Source organism: Gemmiger formicilis (assembly GCF_024462815.1).
Lineage (GTDB): Bacteria > Bacillota > Clostridia > Oscillospirales > Ruminococcaceae > Gemmiger.
Genome location: NZ_JANGCG010000007.1, coordinates 93,143 through 114,076, shown reverse-complemented (window position 1 = coordinate 114,076; position 20,934 = coordinate 93,143). Strand labels below are relative to the sequence as shown.

At 56.7% G+C, this 20,934-nt stretch carries 34 protein-coding genes; 3 read left to right on the top strand and 31 right to left on the bottom strand.

All coding sequences use genetic code 11. The features are described from left to right. Positions 1–126 precede the first annotated feature (126 nt). The gene (locus tag NE623_RS07940; protein WP_143402656.1) at positions 127–378 is read left to right on the top strand and encodes an IreB family regulatory phosphoprotein; all 252 of its coding nucleotides are present in this window, start codon (positions 127–129) and stop codon (positions 376–378) included. Between the two features lie 101 nt (positions 379–479). Here NE623_RS07940 and NE623_RS07935 read toward each other — a convergent pair whose 3' ends face one another. From NE623_RS07935 to NE623_RS07910, 6 genes are all read right to left on the bottom strand, one after another. After that, a complete protein-coding gene (locus NE623_RS07935) occupies positions 480–1,742 on the bottom strand; it encodes a methionine gamma-lyase family protein (RefSeq protein ID WP_256271484.1) in 1,263 nt (420 codons plus the stop codon). Beyond that, positions 1,739–2,524 carry a GNAT family N-acetyltransferase gene (locus tag NE623_RS07930; protein WP_256271483.1) on the bottom strand — a complete coding sequence of 262 codons (786 nt, stop codon included), beginning with the start codon at positions 2,522–2,524 and terminating at the stop codon, positions 1,739–1,741. The genes NE623_RS07935 and NE623_RS07930 overlap by 4 nt, the downstream gene beginning before the upstream one ends. Then, positions 2,521–3,918: a UDP-N-acetylmuramoyl-L-alanine--D-glutamate ligase gene (gene murD, locus NE623_RS07925; RefSeq protein ID WP_256271482.1), complete on the bottom strand. Its 1,398-nt coding sequence runs from the start codon at positions 3,916–3,918 to the stop codon at positions 2,521–2,523. Before murD ends, NE623_RS07930 begins: the two co-directional genes overlap by 4 nt. Positions 3,919–4,020: 102 nt before the next feature. Continuing rightward, positions 4,021–5,190, bottom strand: coding sequence for a ribose-phosphate pyrophosphokinase (locus NE623_RS07920; RefSeq protein ID WP_256271481.1), 1,170 nt, complete (start codon positions 5,188–5,190; stop codon positions 4,021–4,023). 308 nt (positions 5,191–5,498) lie between these two features. Further along, on the bottom strand, positions 5,499–6,770 hold the full coding sequence (locus NE623_RS07915) for an HlyC/CorC family transporter (protein WP_256271480.1): 1,272 nt from the start codon (positions 6,768–6,770) through the stop codon (positions 5,499–5,501). 254 nt (positions 6,771–7,024) lie between these two features. After that, positions 7,025–7,348, bottom strand: a complete 324-nt coding sequence (locus tag NE623_RS07910; protein ID WP_252261476.1) for a helix-turn-helix domain-containing protein — start codon at positions 7,346–7,348, stop codon at positions 7,025–7,027. A 153-nt stretch (positions 7,349–7,501) separates the two neighbouring features. Between NE623_RS07910 and NE623_RS07905 the strand changes: the two genes are divergently transcribed. Further along, positions 7,502–7,825, top strand: coding sequence for a hypothetical protein (locus tag NE623_RS07905; protein ID WP_215691738.1), 324 nt, complete (start codon positions 7,502–7,504; stop codon positions 7,823–7,825). Positions 7,826–7,846: 21 nt separating this feature from the next. Beyond that, entirely contained in the window at positions 7,847–8,839 is a 993-nt protein-coding gene (locus NE623_RS07900; RefSeq protein ID WP_256271479.1) for a hypothetical protein, read from the top strand. 81 nt (positions 8,840–8,920) lie between these two features. On the opposite strand, the gene rplQ is transcribed toward NE623_RS07900, so the two are convergent. From rplQ to rpsC, 25 genes are all read right to left on the bottom strand, one after another. Then, positions 8,921–9,262 (bottom strand): 50S ribosomal protein L17, encoded by a 342-nt coding sequence (rplQ, locus tag NE623_RS07895; RefSeq protein WP_256271478.1) that lies wholly within the window; start codon positions 9,260–9,262, stop codon positions 8,921–8,923. A 43-nt stretch (positions 9,263–9,305) separates the two neighbouring features. Next, the gene (locus tag NE623_RS07890; RefSeq protein ID WP_256271477.1) at positions 9,306–10,265 is read right to left on the bottom strand and encodes a DNA-directed RNA polymerase subunit alpha; all 960 of its coding nucleotides are present in this window, start codon (positions 10,263–10,265) and stop codon (positions 9,306–9,308) included. Between the two features lie 75 nt (positions 10,266–10,340). Then, the gene (gene rpsD, locus NE623_RS07885; RefSeq protein WP_256271476.1) at positions 10,341–10,943 is read right to left on the bottom strand and encodes a 30S ribosomal protein S4; all 603 of its coding nucleotides are present in this window, start codon (positions 10,941–10,943) and stop codon (positions 10,341–10,343) included. 20 nt (positions 10,944–10,963) lie between these two features. Further along, a complete protein-coding gene (gene rpsK, locus NE623_RS07880) occupies positions 10,964–11,368 on the bottom strand; it encodes a 30S ribosomal protein S11 (RefSeq protein WP_078783580.1) in 405 nt (134 codons plus the stop codon). A gap of 14 nt (positions 11,369–11,382) precedes the next feature. Then, positions 11,383–11,754 (bottom strand): 30S ribosomal protein S13, encoded by a 372-nt coding sequence (gene rpsM / locus NE623_RS07875; protein WP_078783579.1) that lies wholly within the window; start codon positions 11,752–11,754, stop codon positions 11,383–11,385. A gap of 113 nt (positions 11,755–11,867) precedes the next feature. Next, entirely contained in the window at positions 11,868–11,981 is a 114-nt protein-coding gene (rpmJ, locus tag NE623_RS07870) for a 50S ribosomal protein L36 (protein WP_078783578.1), read from the bottom strand. Between the two features lie 33 nt (positions 11,982–12,014). Next, complete coding sequence (infA, locus tag NE623_RS07865; RefSeq protein ID WP_078783577.1) at positions 12,015–12,251, bottom strand: translation initiation factor IF-1; 237 nt, start codon at positions 12,249–12,251, stop codon at positions 12,015–12,017. 27 nt (positions 12,252–12,278) lie between these two features. Continuing rightward, positions 12,279–12,527 (bottom strand): KOW domain-containing RNA-binding protein, encoded by a 249-nt coding sequence (locus NE623_RS07860; RefSeq protein WP_256271475.1) that lies wholly within the window; start codon positions 12,525–12,527, stop codon positions 12,279–12,281. Then, the gene (gene map, locus NE623_RS07855; protein ID WP_256271474.1) at positions 12,515–13,288 is read right to left on the bottom strand and encodes a type I methionyl aminopeptidase; all 774 of its coding nucleotides are present in this window, start codon (positions 13,286–13,288) and stop codon (positions 12,515–12,517) included. The genes NE623_RS07860 and map overlap by 13 nt, the downstream gene beginning before the upstream one ends. A 6-nt stretch (positions 13,289–13,294) precedes the next feature. Then, positions 13,295–13,927, bottom strand: coding sequence for an adenylate kinase (locus NE623_RS07850; protein ID WP_256271473.1), 633 nt, complete (start codon positions 13,925–13,927; stop codon positions 13,295–13,297). Positions 13,928–13,944: 17 nt separating this feature from the next. Then, positions 13,945–15,249: a preprotein translocase subunit SecY gene (secY, locus tag NE623_RS07845; protein WP_256271472.1), complete on the bottom strand. Its 1,305-nt coding sequence runs from the start codon at positions 15,247–15,249 to the stop codon at positions 13,945–13,947. Position 15,250: 1 nt separating this feature from the next. Further along, the gene (gene rplO / locus NE623_RS07840; RefSeq protein ID WP_256271471.1) at positions 15,251–15,688 is read right to left on the bottom strand and encodes a 50S ribosomal protein L15; all 438 of its coding nucleotides are present in this window, start codon (positions 15,686–15,688) and stop codon (positions 15,251–15,253) included. Positions 15,689–15,705: 17 nt separating this feature from the next. Further along, positions 15,706–15,885: a 50S ribosomal protein L30 gene (gene rpmD / locus NE623_RS07835; protein ID WP_113999393.1), complete on the bottom strand. Its 180-nt coding sequence runs from the start codon at positions 15,883–15,885 to the stop codon at positions 15,706–15,708. A gap of 13 nt (positions 15,886–15,898) precedes the next feature. Beyond that, positions 15,899–16,402 (bottom strand): 30S ribosomal protein S5, encoded by a 504-nt coding sequence (rpsE, locus tag NE623_RS07830; RefSeq protein ID WP_215691745.1) that lies wholly within the window; start codon positions 16,400–16,402, stop codon positions 15,899–15,901. Between the two features lie 16 nt (positions 16,403–16,418). Further along, on the bottom strand, positions 16,419–16,778 hold the full coding sequence (gene rplR / locus NE623_RS07825; RefSeq protein WP_256271470.1) for a 50S ribosomal protein L18: 360 nt from the start codon (positions 16,776–16,778) through the stop codon (positions 16,419–16,421). Between the two features lie 18 nt (positions 16,779–16,796). Next, the gene (gene rplF / locus NE623_RS07820) at positions 16,797–17,345 is read right to left on the bottom strand and encodes a 50S ribosomal protein L6 (protein WP_256271469.1); all 549 of its coding nucleotides are present in this window, start codon (positions 17,343–17,345) and stop codon (positions 16,797–16,799) included. Positions 17,346–17,361: 16 nt separating this feature from the next. Beyond that, positions 17,362–17,760: a 30S ribosomal protein S8 gene (gene rpsH, locus NE623_RS07815; RefSeq protein WP_007047282.1), complete on the bottom strand. Its 399-nt coding sequence runs from the start codon at positions 17,758–17,760 to the stop codon at positions 17,362–17,364. Between the two features lie 66 nt (positions 17,761–17,826). Next, the gene (locus NE623_RS07810; RefSeq protein WP_215691749.1) at positions 17,827–18,012 is read right to left on the bottom strand and encodes a type Z 30S ribosomal protein S14; all 186 of its coding nucleotides are present in this window, start codon (positions 18,010–18,012) and stop codon (positions 17,827–17,829) included. Between the two features lie 15 nt (positions 18,013–18,027). Continuing rightward, a complete protein-coding gene (gene rplE, locus NE623_RS07805) occupies positions 18,028–18,567 on the bottom strand; it encodes a 50S ribosomal protein L5 (protein WP_256271468.1) in 540 nt (179 codons plus the stop codon). A 14-nt stretch (positions 18,568–18,581) separates the two neighbouring features. Next, positions 18,582–18,896 carry a 50S ribosomal protein L24 gene (gene rplX, locus NE623_RS07800; protein ID WP_256271467.1) on the bottom strand — a complete coding sequence of 105 codons (315 nt, stop codon included), beginning with the start codon at positions 18,894–18,896 and terminating at the stop codon, positions 18,582–18,584. A gap of 15 nt (positions 18,897–18,911) precedes the next feature. Then, complete coding sequence (gene rplN / locus NE623_RS07795; protein ID WP_007047286.1) at positions 18,912–19,280, bottom strand: 50S ribosomal protein L14; 369 nt, start codon at positions 19,278–19,280, stop codon at positions 18,912–18,914. 33 nt (positions 19,281–19,313) lie between these two features. Further along, positions 19,314–19,568 (bottom strand): 30S ribosomal protein S17, encoded by a 255-nt coding sequence (gene rpsQ, locus NE623_RS07790; RefSeq protein ID WP_078783565.1) that lies wholly within the window; start codon positions 19,566–19,568, stop codon positions 19,314–19,316. 15 nt (positions 19,569–19,583) lie between these two features. Continuing rightward, positions 19,584–19,781 (bottom strand): 50S ribosomal protein L29, encoded by a 198-nt coding sequence (gene rpmC, locus NE623_RS07785; protein WP_078783564.1) that lies wholly within the window; start codon positions 19,779–19,781, stop codon positions 19,584–19,586. After that, positions 19,778–20,218, bottom strand: a complete 441-nt coding sequence (gene rplP / locus NE623_RS07780; protein ID WP_256271466.1) for a 50S ribosomal protein L16 — start codon at positions 20,216–20,218, stop codon at positions 19,778–19,780. The genes rpmC and rplP overlap by 4 nt, the downstream gene beginning before the upstream one ends. After that, positions 20,218–20,922 (bottom strand): 30S ribosomal protein S3, encoded by a 705-nt coding sequence (gene rpsC, locus NE623_RS07775; protein WP_256271465.1) that lies wholly within the window; start codon positions 20,920–20,922, stop codon positions 20,218–20,220. The genes rplP and rpsC overlap by 1 nt, the downstream gene beginning before the upstream one ends. Positions 20,923–20,934 lie beyond the last annotated feature (12 nt).

Genomic DNA, 20,934 nt, shown 5'->3' with positions numbered 1-20,934 from the left:
CAGTTTTAGGCAGGGGTGTTTATAAAATTTGGATTTCTGTATAAAATTCCTTGGTTTTCCGCTTGCAAATTTGACGCTTATTGAGTATAATAGGGCTAGTAATATCCAGTAAAGGGGAGAATTGATATGCCGATCTCTGAACCTACCGCCGTATTCTCTATCCGCGATGACCGTGATATGGAAATCAAGCAGGCGGTGCTGCAGGTCTACCGTGCGCTGGAGGAGAAGGGCTACAACCCCATCAATCAGCTCGTAGGCTACATCCTGTCGGAGGATCCGACCTACATCACAACCTACAAGAACGCCCGCGCCATCATCCGCCGCATTGACCGTGATGATTTGCTGCAGGCGCTTGTCCGCGACTTTGTGAAGCATTGACAGCCTGTAACAAACGCTCCCGCGCATCGTTTGGTGGATGCGCGGGAGCGTTTTTGTTTTTTATAGTGCGCTGTAGGGGCCAGGCACGCCCGGCCCGGGGGTTACTCCGCAAAGAACGCGTTCTGCACGGCGTTCAGCACGGCGGCGCGGCCCGCGGTGAAGTTGACACCGCCCTGCAGATAACAGGTGTAGGGCGCACGCAGCGGGCCATCACAGGAAATTTCAATCGTGCTGCCCTCGGTAAAGCTGCCGGAGGCCATAACCACCTTGTCGGTGTAGCCCGGCTCGTCGGCGGGCTCGGGGCTGGCAAAGCTGTCCACCGGGCTGTTGTGCTGGATGCCCGCGCAGAAACCGGTCAGCGCGGCGGCACTGCCGGAGTCAAAGCAGGTCACAATGTCATTGTGGTCTGCCGTGTAGCGCGGCACAGGATGCACGCCAACCAGCTCCAGCAGGCACTGGGCGTAGATGGCGGTTTTCAGCGCCTCGCAGACAACACCCGGCGCGTAGTAGAAGCCAAGGAAGGTGTCGCGCAGGCTATCCTGCGTGCAGCCCAAATCGCCGCCGATGCCGGGCGCGGTGAAGCGGTGGCTGCACTTTTCCACCAGATCGCGGCGGCCCGCAATGTAGCCGCCGGTGGGGGTGATGCCGCCGCCGGGGTTCTTGATGAAGCTGCCCGCCATAAGGTCCGCGCCGACCGCCACCGGCTCACGAATCTGGGTGAACTCGCCGTAGCAGTTGTCCACAAAAATCACCGCGTTGGGGTTGGCCTTGCGGGCGGTGTCTGCCACCTTCTGAATCGTATCCAGGTCAAAGGCGTTGCGCTGGGTGTAGCCGCGGCTGCGCTGGATGTGCACCACCGTAGCGGTTTTGGCCTTCTCGGCAATCAGGTCATAGTCCGGCGTAAAGTCCGGCAGCAGCGGGCACTCGTCATAATGTACGCCGTACTCGCGCAGGGTGCCGCAGCCCTTGCCCGCCTCGCCGATGCCAATGACGCCCTCGAGCGTGTCATAGGGGCGGCCGGTGGCGGCCAGCAGGGTGTCACCAGTGCGCAGCAGGCCGAACAGCGCCACCGTCAGCGTGTGGGTGCCGCTCATAAACTGGGGACGGACCAGCGCAGCTTCAGCGCCCATGCAGCGGGCAAAGACTTCCTCCAGCTTGTTGCGGCTGTCATCCCAGACGCCGTAGCCACTGGAACCCCAGAAGTGGCGGGCCTCCACGCCGCAGTCGGTAAAGGCGCGCAGCATCTTCAGCTGGTTGTAGTCGCGGATTTCCTCCACGTGGGCAAACTGCGCGCGGCAGAGCTCCAGCGCCTTGCGGTCCAGTGCCAGCACCTCGGGGCGCAGATTGTAAAATTGTTCAATCATTCTATAGTCCAATCTGTAGTATAATATTGTATTTTTCCGTTTTGTATAAATCCTAGCTGGCTGTAAAAGCCGCAGAGCTCCGGGAAGCAGGCAAACCGGACGGTGCGCCGTGCGGCCAGCTCGTTGGCAAGGCCAACAATCAGCCAGCGGGCCAGTCCCCTGCCCTGCCAGTCCGGCGCGGTCACGCCCGCCGCCATATAGCTCTCATTCTCGCTCTGCTCATAGCAGCCCACGGTGCAGACTGGCCGGCTGCCGTGCAACAGGGCGCGGCACTGCCCCACGCCGTGGGCCAGCGCGGTGCAGGCCGCCGAGTAAAATTCGTCGGCCTCTGCGTCACTGTCGGCAAATACCAGACGGCTGACCGGCAGCATAGAGGGAGCCTTGTCGAGCACCAGCTCCGCCGGGGGTGCGGGCGGCTGCGGCAGGGCGCGGCCTTGGGGCAGCTCCCACAGCGTCAGCGGCGCGGCAGGCCGCCAGCCGTCCAGCGCCAGCGGCTGCTCGGTGCGCAGGGTATCCGCGTGCAGGAAGCGCAGAAAGCCGCTCAGCTCCTCGCGGGCGGTCTCGCCCTCCTCCCCGCCGGGCAGCGCCCCACAGAGCACCCCGCTGCCGCCGCGCAGCTCCAGCACCGCCGTGCCGGGCAGCAGATAGAACACCCAGCCACTGGCGGGGTGCGCCCCAAACAGCGCAAGGTGTGTGCCCAACACAGCCTCAAAATAGGGCTTACCGGCTATGCGGCGTAAAAACTCTGCCCGCTGTGCCGGGGTTGTGACCGACTGAATCATTGCAGCGCGTTCACAATCTTCTTGTAGTCGCGGCCGCGGACCTCAAAGTTCGGGTACATATCAAAGGACGCGGACGCAGGCGACAGGCTGACCACATCGCCGGGCTGGGCCGCACCGCGGGCCAGCTCGACCGCGTGCTGCATCGTATCGGCGTGCAGGATGGTCAGGCCACACTCTGCAAATCCCGCGCACTCACGGACAGCCTTCTCAATGCGGGGGCCGGTGGCACCCATCAGCACCAGCGTCTTGACGTGGGCAAGGATCTCCGGGGCCAGCGGCTCATAGGGGATCTTCTTGTCATAGCCGCCCGCAATCAGGATGATCTTCTGGTTGAAGCTGCGCAGACCCGCAATCGTGCGCGTGGGGCTGGAGGCAATCGAATCGTTGTAGTAGGTCACGCCGTCCAGCGTGCGCACCGGCTCAATGCGGTGCTCCACACCAGTGAAGGTGGAGCCGACTTGACGCATGACCTCCACCGGCACACGGCCCCAGACGGCGGCACAGGCGGCCAGCAGGTTTTCCACATTGTGCAGGCCGCGCAGCTTGACCTCGGCGCGGGGCAGAATCGGCGTCACAGTGCCGTTCTCGGCGTAGCAGAGGGTGTCATCGCTCTCACGCAGGAAGGCACCGTTGTCGGTCTCATGCAGGCGGGTGAACCAGACCTGCTCGCCCTTGCAGTCGCTCTGCATGGCGCGGGAAATGTCATTTTCAAGGCCCAGCACGGCGCGGCAGGGCGGCTCCTGCCAGAGCAGAATGTTCCGCTTGGCGTCAATGTACTCCTGCATATCCTTGTGGTGGTCAAGGTGGTTCGGCGTGACGTTGGTCACAACGGCCACCTTCGGGCTGCGGCGCATACTGATGAGCTGGAAGCTGGACAGCTCTACAACCGCCACCGCGTCCGGCGTCACGTCCGCCAGCTGGGGCAGCAGCGCCGCGCCGATGTTGCCGCCCAGAAATACCTTGCGGCCCGCGGCCTCGAACATCTTGGCAATCAGGGTGGTGGTGGTGGTCTTGCCGTCAGAGCCGGTCACGGCCACAATCTCACAGGGGCAGTATTCAAAGAACAGTTCCACCTCGCTGGTGACCTTGGTGCCTGCCTGCAAGGCAGCCTGCAGCGCAGGCTTGTAATACTCATAGCCCGGCGTGCGCATAATGATGTCCTGCCCCGCAAAGCCGTCGGTGTAATGCTCGCCCAGACTCAGGGCCACGTTCAGGCGGCGCAGCGTGTCGGCGTAGTCGCCAAACTCCTCAACGCTCTTTTTCTGGTCACAGAGCGTGACCTGTGCGCCCAGCTCCACAAACTGCTCAATGCAGCGCTTGTGGCTGACGCCCGCGCCGATAAAGGCAACCTTCTTACCACGGATAAGCTCTTGCAGCCGTTCGATTGGCAGCATAAAAATCTCTCCCCTGCTGAATTATTCTTCTTTTCATTATATACGAAAAGCCCTGTTCCTGCAACAAAATTCGGCCCGCCATAGCGGGCCGAAAAAATACTATTACTGCTGGCCGCCCATCGGGATGCCGTGCTTGTCCAGCAGAGCGCGAATCTTCGTCATCGGGTCGATGATAGAGGAAACGCTCTTGTCATGGTTGATGGCAGCGATGAAGTAGGCCGTGTACTTGGAGACATCCACGTCATAGTACCACTCGCGCTCCAGCAGCTCCGGCTTGCGGTAGGTCAGGTTCGTGCCCAGCACAGCCTTGATGATGCCGTCATTGTAGGCCTTGTCGAACTTGTCCAAACCGGCGGTGAACAGCGGGAAGGTGCAGCAGGTAAAGATGTTACGGGCACCGCGCATCTTCAGCTCGTAGGCAATGTCCAGCATGGACTCGCCGGAGGCAATGATGTCGTCGGCAATGAACACGTCCTTGCCCTCGACACTCTCGCCCAGATACTCATGGGCCACGATGGGGTTGCGGCCGTTGACGATGCGGCTGTAGTCGCGGCGTTTGTAGAACATACCCAGGTTGCAGCCCAGCACGCTGGAATAGTACATATTGCGGTTCATGGCGCCCTCGTCCGGGGAGACAATCATAAAGTTGTCCTTGTGGAAGGAGACATCGGGCACATGGTGCAGCAGGCACTTGAGCACCTGATAGGTGGGCATGACGTTGTCAAAGCTCATGGTGGGCACAGCGTTCATAACGCGGGGGTCATGGGCGTCAAAGGTGATGATGTTCTTGACGCCGACATCGCGCAGCTGCTGCAGGGCAAAGGCGCAGTCCAGGCTCTCGCGGCTGACGCGGCGATGCTGGCGGCCGCCGTACAGGCTGGGCATAATGACGCTGATGCGGTGGGCACGGCCGGCCACAGCCTGAATCAGGCGCATCAGGTTCTGGAAGTGGTCATCCGGGGAGAGGTGGTTCTCATACCCGAACAGCTGATAGGTGACGCTGTAGTTGCCCGGATCGACGAAGATGTACAGGTCATCACCGCGGGTAGGGGCCTTGACAAGGCCCTTTGCATCGCCGGACTGGAAACGCGGGCAGTCGGAGGGGATGATGAAGGTGTCAACATCATTGCCGATTTCACGTGCCCAGCGGACAAGGTGACTGTCCACGAGCTTGCAGAGCTCTTCTGCACCGGGGCAGGCGATCAGACCGAGATCGGCAATCGCATCCTCCTTGACAAAGAAATCACGCGGGCCAAGATTCTGTTCAGCCATTACAGGTACTCCTTACTTCCATCTTGTGTTGTCTTGCTTTACAGGGGCACACCGCCCCATTTATTAGTATTGTAGCACAGCGGCAAAATAAAATCAGCCCTGCAAGGCAAGAATTTCAGTTTTTTCGACATTTTCCGCGCTTTACCCATTCCAGCCGCCGCCAACAGCAAAATTTTAGGCCGAATTTACAAAAATTTTGCATCTGCCGGTTTGCGCGCAGTTTTTGCGGGGTGTTTTATCGGGCAACAGCCCCTCCCCTGCCCAAACAAAAGCCCACACCGTCTGTGGCGTGGGCTCTGTTTTAGTATTTACTTTTCGGCTTCGTCGGCAATCTTGCGCGGGGTCAGGCGTACCTCCTGCACACGGCGGTTGGTAGCGCGTGTGACCGTTCCGTCAAAGCTGCCCCAGACGAACTTATCCCCTACCTTGGGCAGACGGCTGAGCTTTTCCTGCACCAGCCCGCCGATAGCAACGGCATCAATCTCCTCATCGTCCTTGATGCCCAGCTCCTCGGCGGTATCGTCCACGCTGGCGCTGCCGGAGACAAGCCAACTGCCGTCCGACTGCTGGCGGACATCCTCCACCACGTCATCGTGCTCATCCCAGATTTCGCCGACCAGCTCCTCCAGAATGTCCTCCAGCGTGATGATGCCCGCGGTGCCGCCGTACTCGTCAACCACCACGGCCATATGATGCTTGCTCTCCCGCAGGGTGCGCAGCAGCGCGGAAATCTGGGTCACACTGGTGGTGTACAGCGTCGGGCCGATGAGGTCCTCCAGCTTCACGTTCTTATCGTGCTTCTGCAGGGCCGCAAAGCAGTCCTTCTCATGCACCACACCGATGATGTTGTCGATGGTGTCATGGTAGACCGGCAGGCGGGAGTAGCCGCTTTCGGCAAAGCGCTCGACCACCTCGTCCATCGGGGTATCATCCGCAACGGCTACCACGTCCACGCGGGGGGTCAGCACATCCTGCGCCTCCACATCGTCGAACTCGATGGCGCTGCGAATCAGCTCGCTCTCGCGGTTGGTCAGCTCGCCGTCCTTCTCGGCCTCGCTGACCATCGTGACCAGCTCGCCTTCGGTGATGGTGTCCTTCTCGCCGGTGTCAAACCGCTTGGCAAGGAACTTTTTCCACGCACCGAACAGGGCGTTCAGCGGTGTAAAAATCGTGACCAGCGCACTGAGCACGGGGGCAAAGCTCATGGCCAGCGTTTCGGGCATTTCCTTGGCCATGCTCTTGGGGGTGATCTCGCCAAAGGTCAGGACCAGCAGGGTCATGACGATCGTTGAGACGGTAGGGCCGTAAACACCGCCGACAAGGCGGGTAAACAGCACGGTGGCAAGAGAGGACGCACCGATATTCACAATGTTGTTACCGATCAGAATGGTGCTGAGCAGGCTGTCGTAGCGCTCGACCAGTGCGAGCGTATGCGCCGCTTTTGCGTCACCGTCCTCCGCCTTGCTCCGCAGGCGGATCTCATTCAGCGAATTGTACGCTGTCTCTGCCGCCGAGAAAAACGCAGACAAACCGATCAGGATTATCAGTGCGACGATCATAAATATACTGCCATCGTCCATTGGGGAACTATCAACTCTTTCTTTATTAAATTTATGTGCAATAGCACATTTTAGATATTATAGCATAAATATGCGCGCGGCGCAAAGGGTACGCCATTAAATTTGTGTAAAACTGTGTTTTTATCTAATTTTGGAATTTCTTCGGTTCCTTCTTTGCAAAGAAGGAACAAAGCATTGACTAAACGGCGCATTTTTCCACAGGATGTCCCCTATAAAATGCGGCTGCTCCCTCTGTGCCCCACCGCTGCCGGTCATTACTGCATCAATTTTTCAACTGCGCAAAGTAATTCGTAAAACTGCTTTTGCTTTTCCTGCGGGTAACTGTTGATTTTATCATAGCATCGCATCGCAAAACTGGTCGGCTTTGTCGGTGGCTGAATATTCTCAAACAAATCAGAAAAAGAGATTCCCAGCCCCTCCACAATTTTTTCAAGGCTGGTAATCGTCAGGCTCTTCTCTCCGCGTTCTACCTGCCCGATGTAAGTTGGGTGCAAGCCCGCACGCTCTGCCAATTCTTCCTGTGTCATTTTTTTGTCTATGCGTTCTGTGCGAATCCGTTTTCCCAGTTCTTTCGTCATATTGTTCAAAGTATCACCCCTATTTATAGATATAGTCTATAAATATTCTTTCCGCCTTTGAACAGACTATTGACTTTATTGTCGCGTAAATATATACTTTAGTTGTTGTGAGCGCGTTATTCGCACTTTTAGTATTTATTTGTGGAGGTTATCATGATTTGCAAAAATGTAAAAGCGGCAATTTCCTCGTCACTTGCGGCTCTTTTGCTTGTCGGTCTTGTCGGGTGCAGTGGAACCAAAACGCTGAACGGACACTATACAGCCGATGTATCGACATACAATTTCCCCAAAACGCTGAACTTTGAAAGCGACGGAGATTGCGATTATAACGATACCCTTGGCATCACATATAAAATTGAGGACGGAAAGCTCCGTTTCTATTTGGGTGCTATCTCGGAAGCCTATGACTTTTCTAAAAACGGAAATAAAATCACATTGTCAAAAGATGGCGAAAGTGTAACGTACACCAAGGACTGATTCAATGAAAAGAGGACGGAAATGAGAAATCGAACTTCTATTGTAATACTATGTAGCATTACTGTTTCTGCTTTATTAAGCGGGTGTGGTGCATCAAATAAAATTCCTGATGCCACTATCAAAACTGCTATACAAGATTCTACAAATATCTACTCTGACTATAATCTTGCGATTCAGGAACTTTCCTTTCCATCCCGAAATTACGATAAAAAGGAAAAGACTGAAAGCGTAACCGTCACAGTGAATGCAGAGAATGCAGATAGCACTTATACCGCCACCTATGATATATGGGGTGAATTAATTGATAAAACATGGAATATAACCAGTGTCACGCCAACTTCTGAGGAAATCAAGCCCAAGGCCGTATTATCTTATGAAGATATTTCACTTCTATCTGATAAAATTGTCGAGTCTGCGCAGGGTACCAAGCAGGCTGGTAAATTCACAGACACTTGTACTATGCATATTGATGAGTGCAATATTAGCAGTGAGCCTTCCTCAAATACTGCAAATGCGAATATAACTCTCGTTGCAAATACTCAGTGTTTCAACGTATATCGTGATTGTTTAGCAATATTTAATTATACTCTTGATGGGTGGAACCTTTCTGATATTTCCTCGGGCGATTATACGATTCAACTGAATGAATCCGGACTGGTTGGGAACTGGGCGCTTGATGAAACATCAAAAAATAACTTTACATATTTAAATATTGACCATACTTCCGAAGATTCATTTTATGCAACTTTGTATGCAGGTCACCATGATCCGTATATAAAAAGTAATAGTTATGAAATAAATATCGATGAGATTTCCGAATTCAAGTTTACAACGAATCCTCTCTTCAACTTCTTATATAATACCCGCAACGGAAGAGAATTTACCCCTTATTTTGAATGTCATAATGACTCCGGTGAATTATTGGGATTCTTTGTCATTTATCCCGAGAACGATGAGTATCCGATGCCGCGTATGAACGGTTCCGGCCCGCTTGGATATTTGATAAAGCAGTAAATTGTCACATTACAACTCGCAACAAAAAACACCGCTTACCTTACGGCAAGCGGTGTTTTTCTATCAAGTTATCTGATTGAATCAGACCAGCTCGATGATTGCCATCTCAGCGGCGTCGCCGCGACGGGGTCCGATCTTGTAGATGCGGGTGTAGCCGCCGTTGCGGTCAGCATACTTCGGGCCAATCTCGTCGATGACCTTCTTGGCAATATCCTCCTTGGTGATGTAGGAGAAGACCTGACGCTTTGCGTGCAGATCGTCCTGCTTACCGAGGGTGACCATCTTCTCGGCCATGGAACGAACTTCCTTGGCGCGGGTAACGGTGGTCTCGATCTTGCCGTTCTCAAACAGGTAGGTCACCATAGCGCGCAGCATAGCGTTGCGGCTGTCGGTGGCACGACCGAGTTTACGGGTACCGGGCATTTCGATTCACTCCTTATCAATAGAATCCGCGTGTCGCGGGGGGTTAGTTTTCGTCTTCCTTGGTCAGAGAGAAACCAAGGCTGTCCAGCTTTGCCATGACCTCTTCGAGAGACTTGCGGCCCAGATTACGGACCTTCATCATCTCGTCCTCGCTCTTGCCGATGAGGTCACCGACCGTGTTGATACCGGCACGCTTGAGGCAGTTGAAGGAACGGACGCTCAGGTCCAGCTCTTCAATCGTCATCTCCAGTGCCTTCTCACGGCCCTGGTCGTCGTTGTCCACCATGATCTCGGTCTCGCCGGTCTCATCGCAGAGGTTCACGAACAGGTTCAGGTGCTCAGTCAGCACGCGGGCCGCCAGACTCAGGGCCTCCTGCGCATTGCAGGTGCCGTCAGTCCAGACTTCCATAATCAGCTTATCGAAGTCGGTAATCTGGCCCACACGGGTACGATCGACCGTGTAGTTGACCTTGAGGACGGGGGTATAGATGCTGTCCACAGGCAGGGTGCTGACATCGTTTTTCTCAATCAGCGCCTGCTTGTTGCGCTCAGCGGGAACATAACCGCGGCCCTTGTCAAAGGTCAGCTCCATGACCAGCTTGGCACCCTCGCCCAGGGTGGCAATGTGCCACTCGGGGTTCAGGATTTCCAGATCATCGCCGCCCTTGATGGTGCCGGCAGTGACCTCGCAGGGGCCAACGGCCTCGACGCGGACGGTCTTGGGGCTTTCGCCGTAAATCTTAGCGGCTACGCCTTTGAGGTTCAGGACGATCTCGGTGACATCCTCGCGCACGCCCTCAATGGTGGAAAACTCATGCACCACGCCGTCAATCTTGACGCTGGTGACAGCCACACCGGGCAGAGAGGACAGAAGCACACGACGCAAGCTGTTGCCCAAGGTCGTGCCAAAGCCGCGCTCCAGCGGCTCGACAACGAACTTACCGTAACGGCCATCCGGGGAAAGGGCAGCCGTTTCGATCTTGGGGCGTTCGATCTCCATCATAAAAACCCTCCTTGTTAAGCCAGTGCCCAAAGGCACTGGTTCGGTTGGAAAAATCGTAGAAAACAGTTAAGAGGATTACTTGGAGTACAACTCGACGATGAGGTGCTCAGCGATGGGCACATCAATGTCCTCACGAACAGGCATCTTGGTAACGGTGCCCTTCAGAGCGTTCTTATCGCGCTCCAGCCAGGAAGGCAGCAGCACGACAGGAGCCTCCTCGCCCAGCAGCTTGCTGAACTTGACGGAGGAACGGCTGGACTCGATGACTTCGATCACATCACCCGGCTTAACCTGGTAAGAGGGGATGTTGACACGCTTGCCATTGACAGTGAAGTGGTTGTGGGAAACCAGCTGGCGGGCGTCGCGGCGGGTCTTGGCAAAGCCCAGACGGTACACGACGTTGTCGAGACGGCGCTCGACCAGAACCAGCAGGTTGACACCAGTCTGACCGGGCATACGGGAGGCCTTCTCGTAGTAGGTATGGAACTGGTTCTCCAGGATACCGTAAACGAACTTGACCTTCTGCTTCTCGTTCAGCTGGGTGGCGTACTCGCTCTTCTTCTTTCTCATCTGGCCGCCGGGGTTACGGTTGGTAGTCTTCTTACCATAGCCCATAACAGCAGGAGAAATGCCGAGAGCACGGCAGCGCTTTGCGATAGGTTGGGTATTCTTAGCCATATCTCATGTTCTCCTTTCAATCAGACGCGGCGGCGTTTGGGCGGGCGGCAGCCATTGTGGGGGATGGGGGTCACGTCACGAATCATGGTGACCTCCAGGCCGGTTGCCTGCAGGGCGCGGATAGCGCTCTCACGGCCGGAACCGGGGCCCTTAACGTAGACCTCAACGGTCTTCATGCCATGCTCGATGGCAGCCTTGGCAGCGACCTCAGCAGCGCTCTGCGCAGCGTAAGGAGTGCTCTTACGGGAGCCACGGAAGTTCAGCGCACCAGTGCTGCACCAGGAAACGGTGTTGCCCTGGGTGTCGGTGATGGTCACGATGGTGTTGTTAAAGGTGCTCTGGATGTGAGCAGCACCGGCGCTGATATTCTTGCGCTCTTTTTTCTTAGTGCGGGTTTTTGCCGCAGTAGCTTTGTTAGCAGCCATGTCTCAGTTCCTCCTTACTTCTTTTTGTTAGCGACAGTGCGCTTGGGACCTTTGCAGGTACGCGCATTGGTCTTAGTGCGCTGGCCGCGGCAGGGAAGACCCTTGCGATGGCGCACACCACGGTAGCACTGAATCTCGGTCAGACGCTTGATGTCAAGCGCGACGTTGCGGCGCAGGTCGCCCTCTACCATGATGTTGTTTTTGTCGATGTAGTCGCGGATCTTGGCCTCTTCATCAGCGGTCAGGTCCTTGACGCGGGTATCAGGGTTAATTCCGGTACCGGCGAGAATCTCGTCGGCAGTGGACTGGCCAATGCCGTAAACATAAGTCAGACCAACCTCGATCCGCTTCTCGCGAGGCAGATCAACACCAGCAATACGTGCCATAAAGCACCTCCATTAGTAACATCCCATGTCCTGGTCGGGGCCTGCGCCGGGAATCTACGCACTTGGCCCCCAAGCGTTTTGGGTACGGTTTCCGCGGAATGTTCCGCGGACCTTTAGCCCTGACGCTGCTTATGCTTCGGATTGGCGCAGATAATCATCACGCGGCCTTTGCGCTTGATGACCTTGCACTTCTCGCAAATGGGTTTCACGGAAGGTTTTACCTTCATGATGTTAACCTCCTTTATAACACAAGGCGCTTCTTATTTGGAACGCCAGGTGATCCGGGCTTTGGTCAGGTCGTAAGGGGACATTTCCATCGTGACCTTGTCACCGGGCAGGATGCGGATGAAGTTGGTCCGCAGCTTACCGGAAATGTGAGCCATAACCACATGGCCGTTGGGCTTACCCTCTTTGTTGAGGAGTTCAACCTTGAACACAGTGTTGGGCATGGCCTCCCGAACGATACCTTCTACTTCGATGACATCTTCTTTAGACAAGCTGATTGCCTCCTTGAAGGGGTTCCGTCAGTTCTGCGCCGCGTCATAGGCGCGGATCGCATCCCTGAGCTGTTGATCGCTTTTCAGAAGCTCGTTCTCAAGAACGGTGGTCGTAGGTGCAACGTGCTGCATCTTTTTGCGTTTGGGGTTATCCAGCTTGCGCAGGTCCCCATCCGCAACCAGAAGCATCTGTCCTTCTACAGCCAGAACAGCCAGCGTGCGGGTCTTGTCCCGTCCGGCTTTGGAGCGGACCAGTTGGCCTTTTACAAAGTCCATCCGGGTTCCTCCCAGCCGTGGGTCAGGACCTCGGCACCGGCCGTGGTGATGGCCATCGTGTGCTCAAAGTGAGCCGCGAGGCCGCCGTCACACGTCTTGACCGTCCAGCCGTCCTTCAGTGTCTTTACCGCGTACTTGTACTGGCAGACCATCGGCTCGACTGCAATGCACATACCCGGCACCAGACGCGGGCCGCGTCCGGCGTTGCCGAAGTTCGGAACCTCAGGGTCCTCATGCAGCTCCTTGCCGACGCCGTGGCCGACAAAGCTGCGGACGACCGAGAAGCCGTTCTCCTCGACATAGGTCTGTACCGCATGGCCGATATCCCCTACCCGGTTGCCGCCACGCGCCATCTCAATGCCGCGGTGCAGGCTTTCCTTGGTAACATCCAGCAGCCGCTGGGCCTCGAGGTCGATTTTGCCGCACGCATAGGTGCAGGCATTATCACCGTTGAAGCCGTCGATTTTGCAGCCGGTGTCAATCGAAACGATATCGCCGGGGCGAATCTGCTGCTGCTTGTTGGGGATACCGTGAATGACCGTGTCATTCACGCTGATGCACGCCGTGGCCGGGAAGCCGTACAGGTGCAGGAAGTTGGGTCTTGCACCATGGCGCACGATAAAGTCATAGATGATTTTGTCGATCTCTGCGGTAGTGATACCGGGTTCGATCGCTTCGCCGCCTGCCTTTAAAGCCGCTGCGCTGATGGCGCAGGCCTTACGCATTTTCTGCAGCTCGGCAGCATTTTTGATTTGGATCATGGATGATTAAGCCTCCAAAAGCTTGAGAAGGAACGCGGTAGTGGCCTCGATGGAACCCTGGTCGGGTACCTCCACGAGCTTGCCGCGCTGCCGGTAGAACTCTACCAGCGGCTCGGTCTGCTCATGGTAAGCCTTTAAGCGGTCCAGTACGGTGGCGGGCTCGTCATCCTTGCGGATGGCCAGCTCACCGCCGCAGCGGTCACAAACGCCCTCTTTGGCGCTGGGTTTGTTTACGATGTGATAGCTGGCACCGCATTTTGCGCAAACGCGGCGGCCGGACATACGGCGGGTGATTGCCTCATCGGGAACGATGAGGTTCACAACCTTGTCGATTTCCACGCCCATCTGCTCCAAGGCTTCGCCCTGTGCAATCGTGCGCGGCATACCGTCCAGGATAAAGCCCTTCTCGCAGTCAGGCTCCGCCAGGCGCTCCTTCACGATGCCAACGATGACATCATCGGGCACCAGAGCACCGGCGTCCATAAAACTTTTTGCCTTTTTGCCCATCGGCGTGCCTTCCTTAACGGCTGCACGCAGAATGTTGCCGGTGGAAATGGTCGGGATGCCCAGCTTATCGCAGAGGATCTCTGCCTGAGTTCCCTTGCCGGCGCCGGGGGCGCCCAAAAGGATCAGTTTCATCGCACATTCCCTTTCTCTTATTCCAAGAACCCTTTGTGGTAACGGGCGGTCATATAGCCTTCCAGAGAACGACCCGTCTCAAGCGCCACGCCTACGACAATCAGCAGCGTAGTACCACCCAGCTGGATGGAGGTGCCGGTGATGTTGCCGAGGATGATGGGGAAGCCAGCAACGATTGCCAGGAAGATAGCGCCAATCAAGGTAATCTTGGAAAGCGTCTTGGTGATGAAATCGCTGGTGGGCTTGCCCGGACGGATGCCGGGGATGGTGCCGTTATTCTTACGGAGCTGGTTGGCAATGTCCACGGGGTTGTACTGAATTGCCACGTAGAAGTAGTTGAACGCGACAATCAGCAGCACGTAAACGATGAGGTAAAGCGCGCTGTTGTAGTTGAACACGCTGAAGAATGCGTACAGCGCCGGATGCGAAGCAGCATCCAAGTTGATGAACCGGAAGATCAGTCCCGGCAGGCTGCACAGGGTCGAAGCAAAGATGATGGGCATAACGCCAGTCATATTCACCTTGATGGGGATGTAGCTTGCCTGACCGCCGTACATCTTGCGGCCAACCACGCGCTTGGCGTACTGAACCGGGATGCGGCGTTCTGCGTTCGTCAGAATGACAACGAAGACCACAGCAACCAGGGCCAGAACCACCAGCAGGGGCAGCATGATGTAGAAGACCGGCTCACCGTTCTGGGCGCGGGCCAGAATGTTGGTCGTAGCAGTGTAGATGCTGGACCAGCGGGCCACGATGCCTGCAAAAATCATCAGCGAGATACCGTTGCCGATACCCTTGGTATCAATCTGGTTGCCCATCCAGGTGCAGAGCTGAGAGCCTGCCGTGAAGGACAGAATGATAACCACCGCGCTGAAGATGCCTGCGAAGCCCTCTGTGTAGGACAGAGCACCCATGTTGCGGATAATGAAGTAGTAGCCAATGGAAAGCATCAGACCGATGCCCGCGCCAACGTAGTTGGTGATGCGGCGCATCTTGCGCTGGCCCTCCTCACCTTCCTTGGTGAGGTTTTCCAGATACGGAATGGCAACAGCCAGCAGCTGCATAATGATGGAGGCGTTGATGGCGGGCTGCACACCCAGAGCGAACAGAGTACATTCGCTCAGAGCGCCGCCGCTCATCATATTGAGGTACTCCAGCATATCACCGGTGCCGCCGGCGAACATCTTGGTCAGTGCGCCTGCGCTGATGTACGGCACAGGAATCGCACAGCCCAGACGGAACAGGACGAGGATCAGAAGGGTGAACAGAAGACGCTTGCGCAGATCTTCAATCTTCCATGCGTTACGGAAGGTTTCAAACACCTTACATCACCTCAGCCTTCCCGCCCGCTTTCTCGATTTTTTCCTTGGCGGAGGCTGTATAAGCAGCGACCTTGACATTGACTGCCTTGGTCAGCTCGCCGTTGCCCAGCACCTTGACGCCGTCCAGCGTCTTGGAGATGATGCCGGCCTTGAGCAGGGCCTCGGTATCAACGGTAGAACCGGCCTCGAACTTTTCGAGGTCAGACACCTTGATGGTAACATACTTGGTAGCGAAAATGTTGTTGAAACCGCGCTTCGGCAGACGACGCTGCAGAGGCATCTGGCCGCCCTCGAAGCCGGCCTTCTTGACGCCGCTGCGGGCCTTCTGGCCCTTGTGGCCGTAGCCAGCGGTCTTGCCGTTGCCGGAACCAGCACCGCGGCCCTTGCGGGTCACGGCCTTGCGGGCACCAGCGGAAGCTTTCAGTTCGTGAAGTTTCATGCTTGCACCTCCTTGCATTACGCCTTGGTCACGACGACCAGGTGAGCGATCTTAGCGATCTTGCCCTGGGTAGCCGCGTTGTCAGGCTGCTCGGTAACCTCGCCGGGGCGGTTCAGGCCCAGGGAGTGCGCAACGGCGATCTGCTCTTTGCCGCGGCCAATCAGGCTCTTGGCGAGACGAATGGTAACTTTCTCCATTGTAGTGCCCTCCTTAGCCCAGAATCTCGGCAACGGTCTTGCCGCGCTTAGCCGCGACGCTCTCGGCGTCGGTCAGGCCGCACAGGCCTGCGAAGGTAGCAGCAGTGACGTTGATGGGGTTGTTGGAACGCAGGCTCTTGGCGCGGATGTCCTTGATGCCAGCGCACTCGAGCACGGCACGGACAGGACCGCCGGCCAGAACGCCGGTACCGGGAGCAGCGGGACGCATCAGAACGCGGCCTGCGCCGAACTCGCCGACGATCTCGTGAGGAATGGTGGTGCCCTTCAGGCAGACCTTGCGCATATTCTTCTTGGCAGCGCCCTCACCCTTGCGGATAGCCTCGGGAACTTCGCCGGACTTGCCGACACCGTAGCCGATGTTGCCCTTGCCGTCGCCCACGACGATCAGGGCGGCGAACTTCATAACGCGGCCGCCCTTGACGGTCTTGGAAACACGGTTGATGGAGACGACCTTGGTGATCATGCCGTCATCTTCTTGTCTTCTCTGCATGGCCATTGTATCTTCTCCCTCCTTACAGCTTCAGACCGGCCTCGCGGGCGCCCTCAGCGAGAGCCTGCACACGACCGTGGTAAACGAAACCGCCGCGGTCATAGACCACTTCGGTAATGCCCTTCTCAAGGCACTTCTTGGCGATGTTCTCGCCAACCTTCTTAGCAGCGTCAATGTTGCCGCCGTAAGCGTTGAAATCCTTGTCCATGCTGGATGCGCTGGCCAGGGTCACGCCCTGCTCATCATCGATGACCTGAGCGTAGATGTGCTTGGCAGAGCGGAAAACATCCAGACGAGGACGAGCAGCAGTGCCGCTGATTTTGCCGCGGACACGGCGGTGACGGCGCAGACGAGCGACGTTCTTATCAGCCTTATTGACCATAATGTTTCTCCTCTCCTATTATTTACCCTTGCCGGCTTTGCCTTCCTTGCGGATGACATACTCGCCAACATAGCGGATGCCCTTGCCCTTGTACGGCTCAGGCGGGCGGACACCGCGGACCTCGGCAGCGAACTGGCCGACTTCCTGCTTGTCGATACCGGTAATGCTGAAATGCAGAGCATCCTTCAGCTCGATCTTAATGGTATCGGTGTCCTCAAACTCAACGGGATGAGAGAAACCAAGGGTCAGGGTCAGCTTGTTGCCCTGCTTGGCGGCACGGTAGCCGACGCCCTGGATTTCCAGATCCTTGCGGAAGCCCTCGGTAACACCGACGACCATATTGTGGATCAGGGTGCGGGTCAGGCCATGGAGGCTGCGTGCCTCCTTCTCGTCATTGGGGCGGGTAACCAAAATCTCATTGCCCTCGACAGCAACATTCATCAGAGGATGAAATTTGGAATGCAGGGTACCCTTGGGGCCCTTAACGGTGATGGCGTGCTCAGCCGCGTCGACCTTGACTTCCACACCGGCGGGAATGACGATGGGTTTTCTTCCAATTCTCGACATTGTCTATACCCCTTTCTTACCACACAAAGGCGAGAACTTCACCGCCGACGTGAGCAGCGCGGGCTGCCTTGTCGGTCATGACGCCTTTAGAAGTGGAGATGATTGCGGTGCCCAGGCCCTTCATGACCTTGGGCATATCCTCGCAGTTGGTGTAAATACGCAGGCCCGGCTTAGAAACGCGCTTCAGGCCGGCGATGACCGGAGTACCATTCTCCTGGTACTTCAGGGTCAGGGTGATGGTCCCCTGCTTGTTGTCCTCGGTCACTTTCATACCCTTGATGTAGCCCTCGTCAACCAGAATCTGGCAGATAGCCTTCTTCAGGTTAGATGCGGGGATGTCCACGGAAGGGTGTTTGGCAGTGCTAGCATTGCGGATGCGGGTCAGCAGGTCCGCGATAGGATCGGTGATTTGCATGCCACTAACCTCCTTAGGTTGTGTTTAAGAGTGTTGTTATTCGTTCAGACAGAAGCAATCAAGGGCTTACCAGGAAGCCTTCTTGACGCCGGGGATCTCGCCCTTGTAAGCCAGCTCACGGAAGCAGATACGGCAGACACCGTACTTGCGCAGGTAAGCATGGGGACGACCGCAAATCTTGCAGCGGTTGTAAGCGCGGGTCGAGAACTTGGCGGGCTGCTGCTGCTTGAGCTTCATAGAAAGTTTAGCCATTTACAGTTCCCTCCCTTAGTTTGCGAACGGAGCGCCCAGAGCCTTCAGCAGCTCCTTGGCTTCCTCGTCGGTCTTGGCGGTGGTGACAAAGCAGATGTCCATGCCGCGGATTGCGTCGACCTTGTCGAAGTCAATCTCGGGGAAGATGATCTGCTCCTTCAGGCCGAAAGCGTAGTTGCCGCGGCCGTCGAAGCTGTTGCCGTTGATGCCGCGGAAGTCGCGGACACGGGGCAGCGCCACATTGAAGAGGCGGTCGACGAACTCGTACATACGCTCACCACGCAGGGTGACCTTTGCGCCGATGGGCATGCCCTCGCGCAACTTGAAGTTTGCAACGCTCTTGCGGGCCTTGCAGACGACAGCCTTCTGGCCGGTGATCTGGCCCAGGTCAGCGACGATGGCGTCGATAACCTTGGCGTTCTCCTTAGCCTCACCAGCTGCAACGTTGATGATGACCTTATCCAGCTTGGGGATCTGCATAACGCTCTTGTAGCCGAACTTCTTGTTCAGGGCCGGAGCGATCTCGTTGACATACTGTTCTTTCAAACGTGCCATTGTGTACTCCTCCCTTACAGTTCAGCGCCGCACTTGCGGCAAACGCGGACGGTCTTGCCGTCCTTGACAGAATGGCCCACGCGGGTGGCCTTGCCACACTTGGGGCAGACGGGCATGACCTTGCAGGCGTAGATAGCGCCCTCGGCCTTGACGATGCCGCCCTGCTCACCCTGACGGCGAGGCTTGACGTGCTTCGTGACCATGTTCAGGCCCTCGACAATGACCTTGCCCTCCTTCGGGGAGGTCTGCAGGACCTTGCCGGTCTTGCCCTTGTCCTTGCCGGAGATGATCATAACGTTGTCGCCGGTTTTAACATGAAGATTGTTCATTTAATTAAAACCTCCTTACAGCGATTCCGGAGCCAGGCTCAGGATCTTGGTGAAGCCAGCGTCGCGCAGCTCGCGAGCGACAGGTCCAAAGATACGAGTGCCCTTGGGGCTCTTGTCAGCCATGACGATGACGGCGGCGTTCTCATCAAAGCGGATGTAGGAGCCGTCGTCACGGCGCAGGCCGTGCTTGCTACGGACGATGACGGCCTTGACCACGTCGCCCTTCTTCACGGTACCACCGGGAGCAGCCTTCTTGACGCTGCAAACCACGATGTCACCGATGTTTGCGTATCTCTTGCGGGTACCGCCCAGTACACGGAAGCACATTAACTCCTTAGCACCGGTATTGTCGGCCACTTTGAGATAAGTTTGCATCTGAACCATCTTTCAGGTCCTCCTTTCAAAGTACCAGGCTGATTATTTTGCCTTCTCGATGATCTTAACGAGACGCCAGTTGACGTCCTTGGAGATCTTGCGGGTCTCCATGATCTCAACGCGGTCGCCGATGCCGGCTTCGTTGTTCTCGTCATGGGCCTTGAACTTCTTGGTGCGCTTCAAGATCTTCTTGTACAGAGGGTGCTGGACGCTGTCCTTAACAGCGACAACGATGGTCTTGTCCATCTTGTCGGAGACAACGACGCCCACACGGGTCTTTCTCAGATTACGTTCCATGCTTTACCCTCCCTCTTATGCGTTTTTCGCATTCTTCTCAGCCAGGACGGTCATCACGCGGGCGATGTCCTTCTTAACGGCCTCGATGCGAATGGGGTTGTCCAACTGGTTGATGGCGTGCTGAAAGCGCAGGTTGAAGAGTTCGGCCTTCAGGTCCTTGAGCTGCTTGTTCAGCTCGACATCGGTCATTTCGCGCAGTTCAGTGGCTTTCATTCAGCGTCACCCTCCTTTACAGTGTCAAGCTCCTCGCGCTTGACGAATTTGCAGCGAATCGGCAGCTTGTGGCTGGCCAGACGCAGGGCCTCGCGGGCAGTCTCCTCGCTGACATCAGCCAGCTCAAAGAGCACGCGGCCCGGCTTGACAACGGCGACCCAGTACTCGGGGCTGCCTTTACCGGAACCCATTCGGGTGCCGGCCGGCTTCTCGGTAACGGGCTTGTCGGGGAAAATCTTGATCCAGACCTTGCCGCCACGCTTGATATAACGGGTCATGGCAACACGGGCTGCCTCGATCTGGTTGGAGGTGATCCAAGCCGGCTCGAGAGCGACCAGGCCGTAATCGCCCTGGTTGACCTTGTTGCCGCGCATGGCCTTACCGGTCATGCGGCCGCGCTGGACGCGGCGGTACTTAACACGCTTCGGCAGTAACATTACTGTTTGCCTCCTTCCTTCTTGGCGGGGGCTTTAGCGCCCTTCAGGATCTCGCCCTTGTAAATCCAAACCTTGACGCCGACCTTACCGTAGGTGGTGTTGGCCTCAGCGAAGCCGTAGTCGATGTCAGCGCGCAGAGTCTGCAGGGGGATGGTGCCCTCATGGTAGCTCTCAACGCGGGCGATGTCGGCGCCAGCCAGACGGCCGGAGCAGGTAACCTTGATACCCTTGGCAGGCGTGGCGCTGCGGTCACGGGGCTGCATGGCATTGCGGATGGCCTGCTTCATGGCGCGGCGGAAAGCGATGCGGCGCTCCAGCTGGGAAGCGACGTCCTCAGCAACCAGCTGAGCATTGGTAGTGGTGCCCTTGACCTCGATGATGTTGAGGTTGACAGCCTTGCCGGTCATAGCGGCGAGCTGCTTCTCGATCTTAGCGCTCTCAGCGCCGCCCTTGCCGATGACGATGCCCGGCTTAGCGCAGAAGACGTTGACCTTCACGCGGGGAGCACCGGTCTGAGAATCGACGGTACGCTCGATCTCGATCTTGGGAACGCCAGCAGCGTACAGCTGCTTCTTCAGGGTCGTGCGGATCTTGTGATCCTCGACCAGGGTGTCGCCGAATGCCTGCTTAGAGGTGAACCAACGGCTGTCCCAATCTTTGATAACACCCACGCGCATGCCGTGGGGATTGACTTTCTGGCCCATTTGTTTACCTCC

What these genes read in the sequence shown, in the direction of transcription:
- rplO (WP_256271471.1), bottom strand. Translation starts at nt 15,688, where the DNA reads ATGAAACTTCACGAACTGAAAGCTTCCGCTGGTGCCCGCAAGGCCGTG.
- NE623_RS07860 (WP_256271475.1), bottom strand. Translation starts at nt 12,527, where the DNA reads ATGGACTTTGTAAAAGGCCAACTGGTCCGCTCCAAAGCCGGACGGGAC.
- rpmJ (WP_078783578.1), bottom strand. Translation starts at nt 11,981, where the DNA reads ATGAAGGTAAAACCTTCCGTGAAACCCATTTGCGAGAAGTGCAAGGTC.
- rpsM (WP_078783579.1), bottom strand. Translation starts at nt 11,754, where the DNA reads ATGGCACGTATTGCTGGTGTTGATCTGCCTCGCGAGAAGCGGATCGAG.
- NE623_RS07915 (WP_256271480.1), bottom strand. Translation starts at nt 6,770, where the DNA reads ATGGACGATGGCAGTATATTTATGATCGTCGCACTGATAATCCTGATC.
- rplP (WP_256271466.1), bottom strand. Translation starts at nt 20,218, where the DNA reads ATGTTACTGCCGAAGCGTGTTAAGTACCGCCGCGTCCAGCGCGGCCGC.
- NE623_RS07920 (WP_256271481.1), bottom strand. Translation starts at nt 5,190, where the DNA reads ATGGCTGAACAGAATCTTGGCCCGCGTGATTTCTTTGTCAAGGAGGAT.
- murD (WP_256271482.1), bottom strand. Translation starts at nt 3,918, where the DNA reads ATGCTGCCAATCGAACGGCTGCAAGAGCTTATCCGTGGTAAGAAGGTT.
- rplN (WP_007047286.1), bottom strand. Translation starts at nt 19,280, where the DNA reads ATGGTTCAGATGCAAACTTATCTCAAAGTGGCCGACAATACCGGTGCT.
- NE623_RS07810 (WP_215691749.1), bottom strand. Translation starts at nt 18,012, where the DNA reads ATGGCTAAACTTTCTATGAAGCTCAAGCAGCAGCAGCCCGCCAAGTTC.
- NE623_RS07910 (WP_252261476.1), bottom strand. Translation starts at nt 7,348, where the DNA reads ATGACGAAAGAACTGGGAAAACGGATTCGCACAGAACGCATAGACAAA.
- NE623_RS07935 (WP_256271484.1), bottom strand. Translation starts at nt 1,742, where the DNA reads ATGATTGAACAATTTTACAATCTGCGCCCCGAGGTGCTGGCACTGGAC.
- rpsD (WP_256271476.1), bottom strand. Translation starts at nt 10,943, where the DNA reads ATGGCTAAGAATACCCAACCTATCGCAAAGCGCTGCCGTGCTCTCGGC.
- rpmD (WP_113999393.1), bottom strand. Translation starts at nt 15,885, where the DNA reads ATGGAGAAAGTTACCATTCGTCTCGCCAAGAGCCTGATTGGCCGCGGC.
- rpsK (WP_078783580.1), bottom strand. Translation starts at nt 11,368, where the DNA reads ATGGCTGCTAACAAAGCTACTGCGGCAAAAACCCGCACTAAGAAAAAA.
- NE623_RS07890 (WP_256271477.1), bottom strand. Translation starts at nt 10,265, where the DNA reads ATGATGGAGATCGAACGCCCCAAGATCGAAACGGCTGCCCTTTCCCCG.
- map (WP_256271474.1), bottom strand. Translation starts at nt 13,288, where the DNA reads ATGATCCAAATCAAAAATGCTGCCGAGCTGCAGAAAATGCGTAAGGCC.
- rpsC (WP_256271465.1), bottom strand. Translation starts at nt 20,922, where the DNA reads ATGGGCCAGAAAGTCAATCCCCACGGCATGCGCGTGGGTGTTATCAAA.
- NE623_RS07850 (WP_256271473.1), bottom strand. Translation starts at nt 13,927, where the DNA reads ATGAAACTGATCCTTTTGGGCGCCCCCGGCGCCGGCAAGGGAACTCAG.
- rplF (WP_256271469.1), bottom strand. Translation starts at nt 17,345, where the DNA reads ATGTCGAGAATTGGAAGAAAACCCATCGTCATTCCCGCCGGTGTGGAA.
- rpsQ (WP_078783565.1), bottom strand. Translation starts at nt 19,568, where the DNA reads ATGGAACGTAATCTGAGAAAGACCCGTGTGGGCGTCGTTGTCTCCGAC.
- NE623_RS07905 (WP_215691738.1), top strand. Translation starts at nt 7,502, where the DNA reads ATGATTTGCAAAAATGTAAAAGCGGCAATTTCCTCGTCACTTGCGGCT.
- rpsE (WP_215691745.1), bottom strand. Translation starts at nt 16,402, where the DNA reads ATGGCCATGCAGAGAAGACAAGAAGATGACGGCATGATCACCAAGGTC.
- rplQ (WP_256271478.1), bottom strand. Translation starts at nt 9,262, where the DNA reads ATGCCCGGTACCCGTAAACTCGGTCGTGCCACCGACAGCCGCAACGCT.
- NE623_RS07940 (WP_143402656.1), top strand. Translation starts at nt 127, where the DNA reads ATGCCGATCTCTGAACCTACCGCCGTATTCTCTATCCGCGATGACCGT.
- rpmC (WP_078783564.1), bottom strand. Translation starts at nt 19,781, where the DNA reads ATGAAAGCCACTGAACTGCGCGAAATGACCGATGTCGAGCTGAACAAG.
- NE623_RS07900 (WP_256271479.1), top strand. Translation starts at nt 7,847, where the DNA reads ATGAGAAATCGAACTTCTATTGTAATACTATGTAGCATTACTGTTTCT.
- rplX (WP_256271467.1), bottom strand. Translation starts at nt 18,896, where the DNA reads ATGAACAATCTTCATGTTAAAACCGGCGACAACGTTATGATCATCTCC.
- NE623_RS07930 (WP_256271483.1), bottom strand. Translation starts at nt 2,524, where the DNA reads ATGATTCAGTCGGTCACAACCCCGGCACAGCGGGCAGAGTTTTTACGC.
- rpsH (WP_007047282.1), bottom strand. Translation starts at nt 17,760, where the DNA reads ATGCAAATCACCGATCCTATCGCGGACCTGCTGACCCGCATCCGCAAT.
- rplE (WP_256271468.1), bottom strand. Translation starts at nt 18,567, where the DNA reads ATGGCACGTTTGAAAGAACAGTATGTCAACGAGATCGCTCCGGCCCTG.
- rplR (WP_256271470.1), bottom strand. Translation starts at nt 16,778, where the DNA reads ATGGTCAATAAGGCTGATAAGAACGTCGCTCGTCTGCGCCGTCACCGC.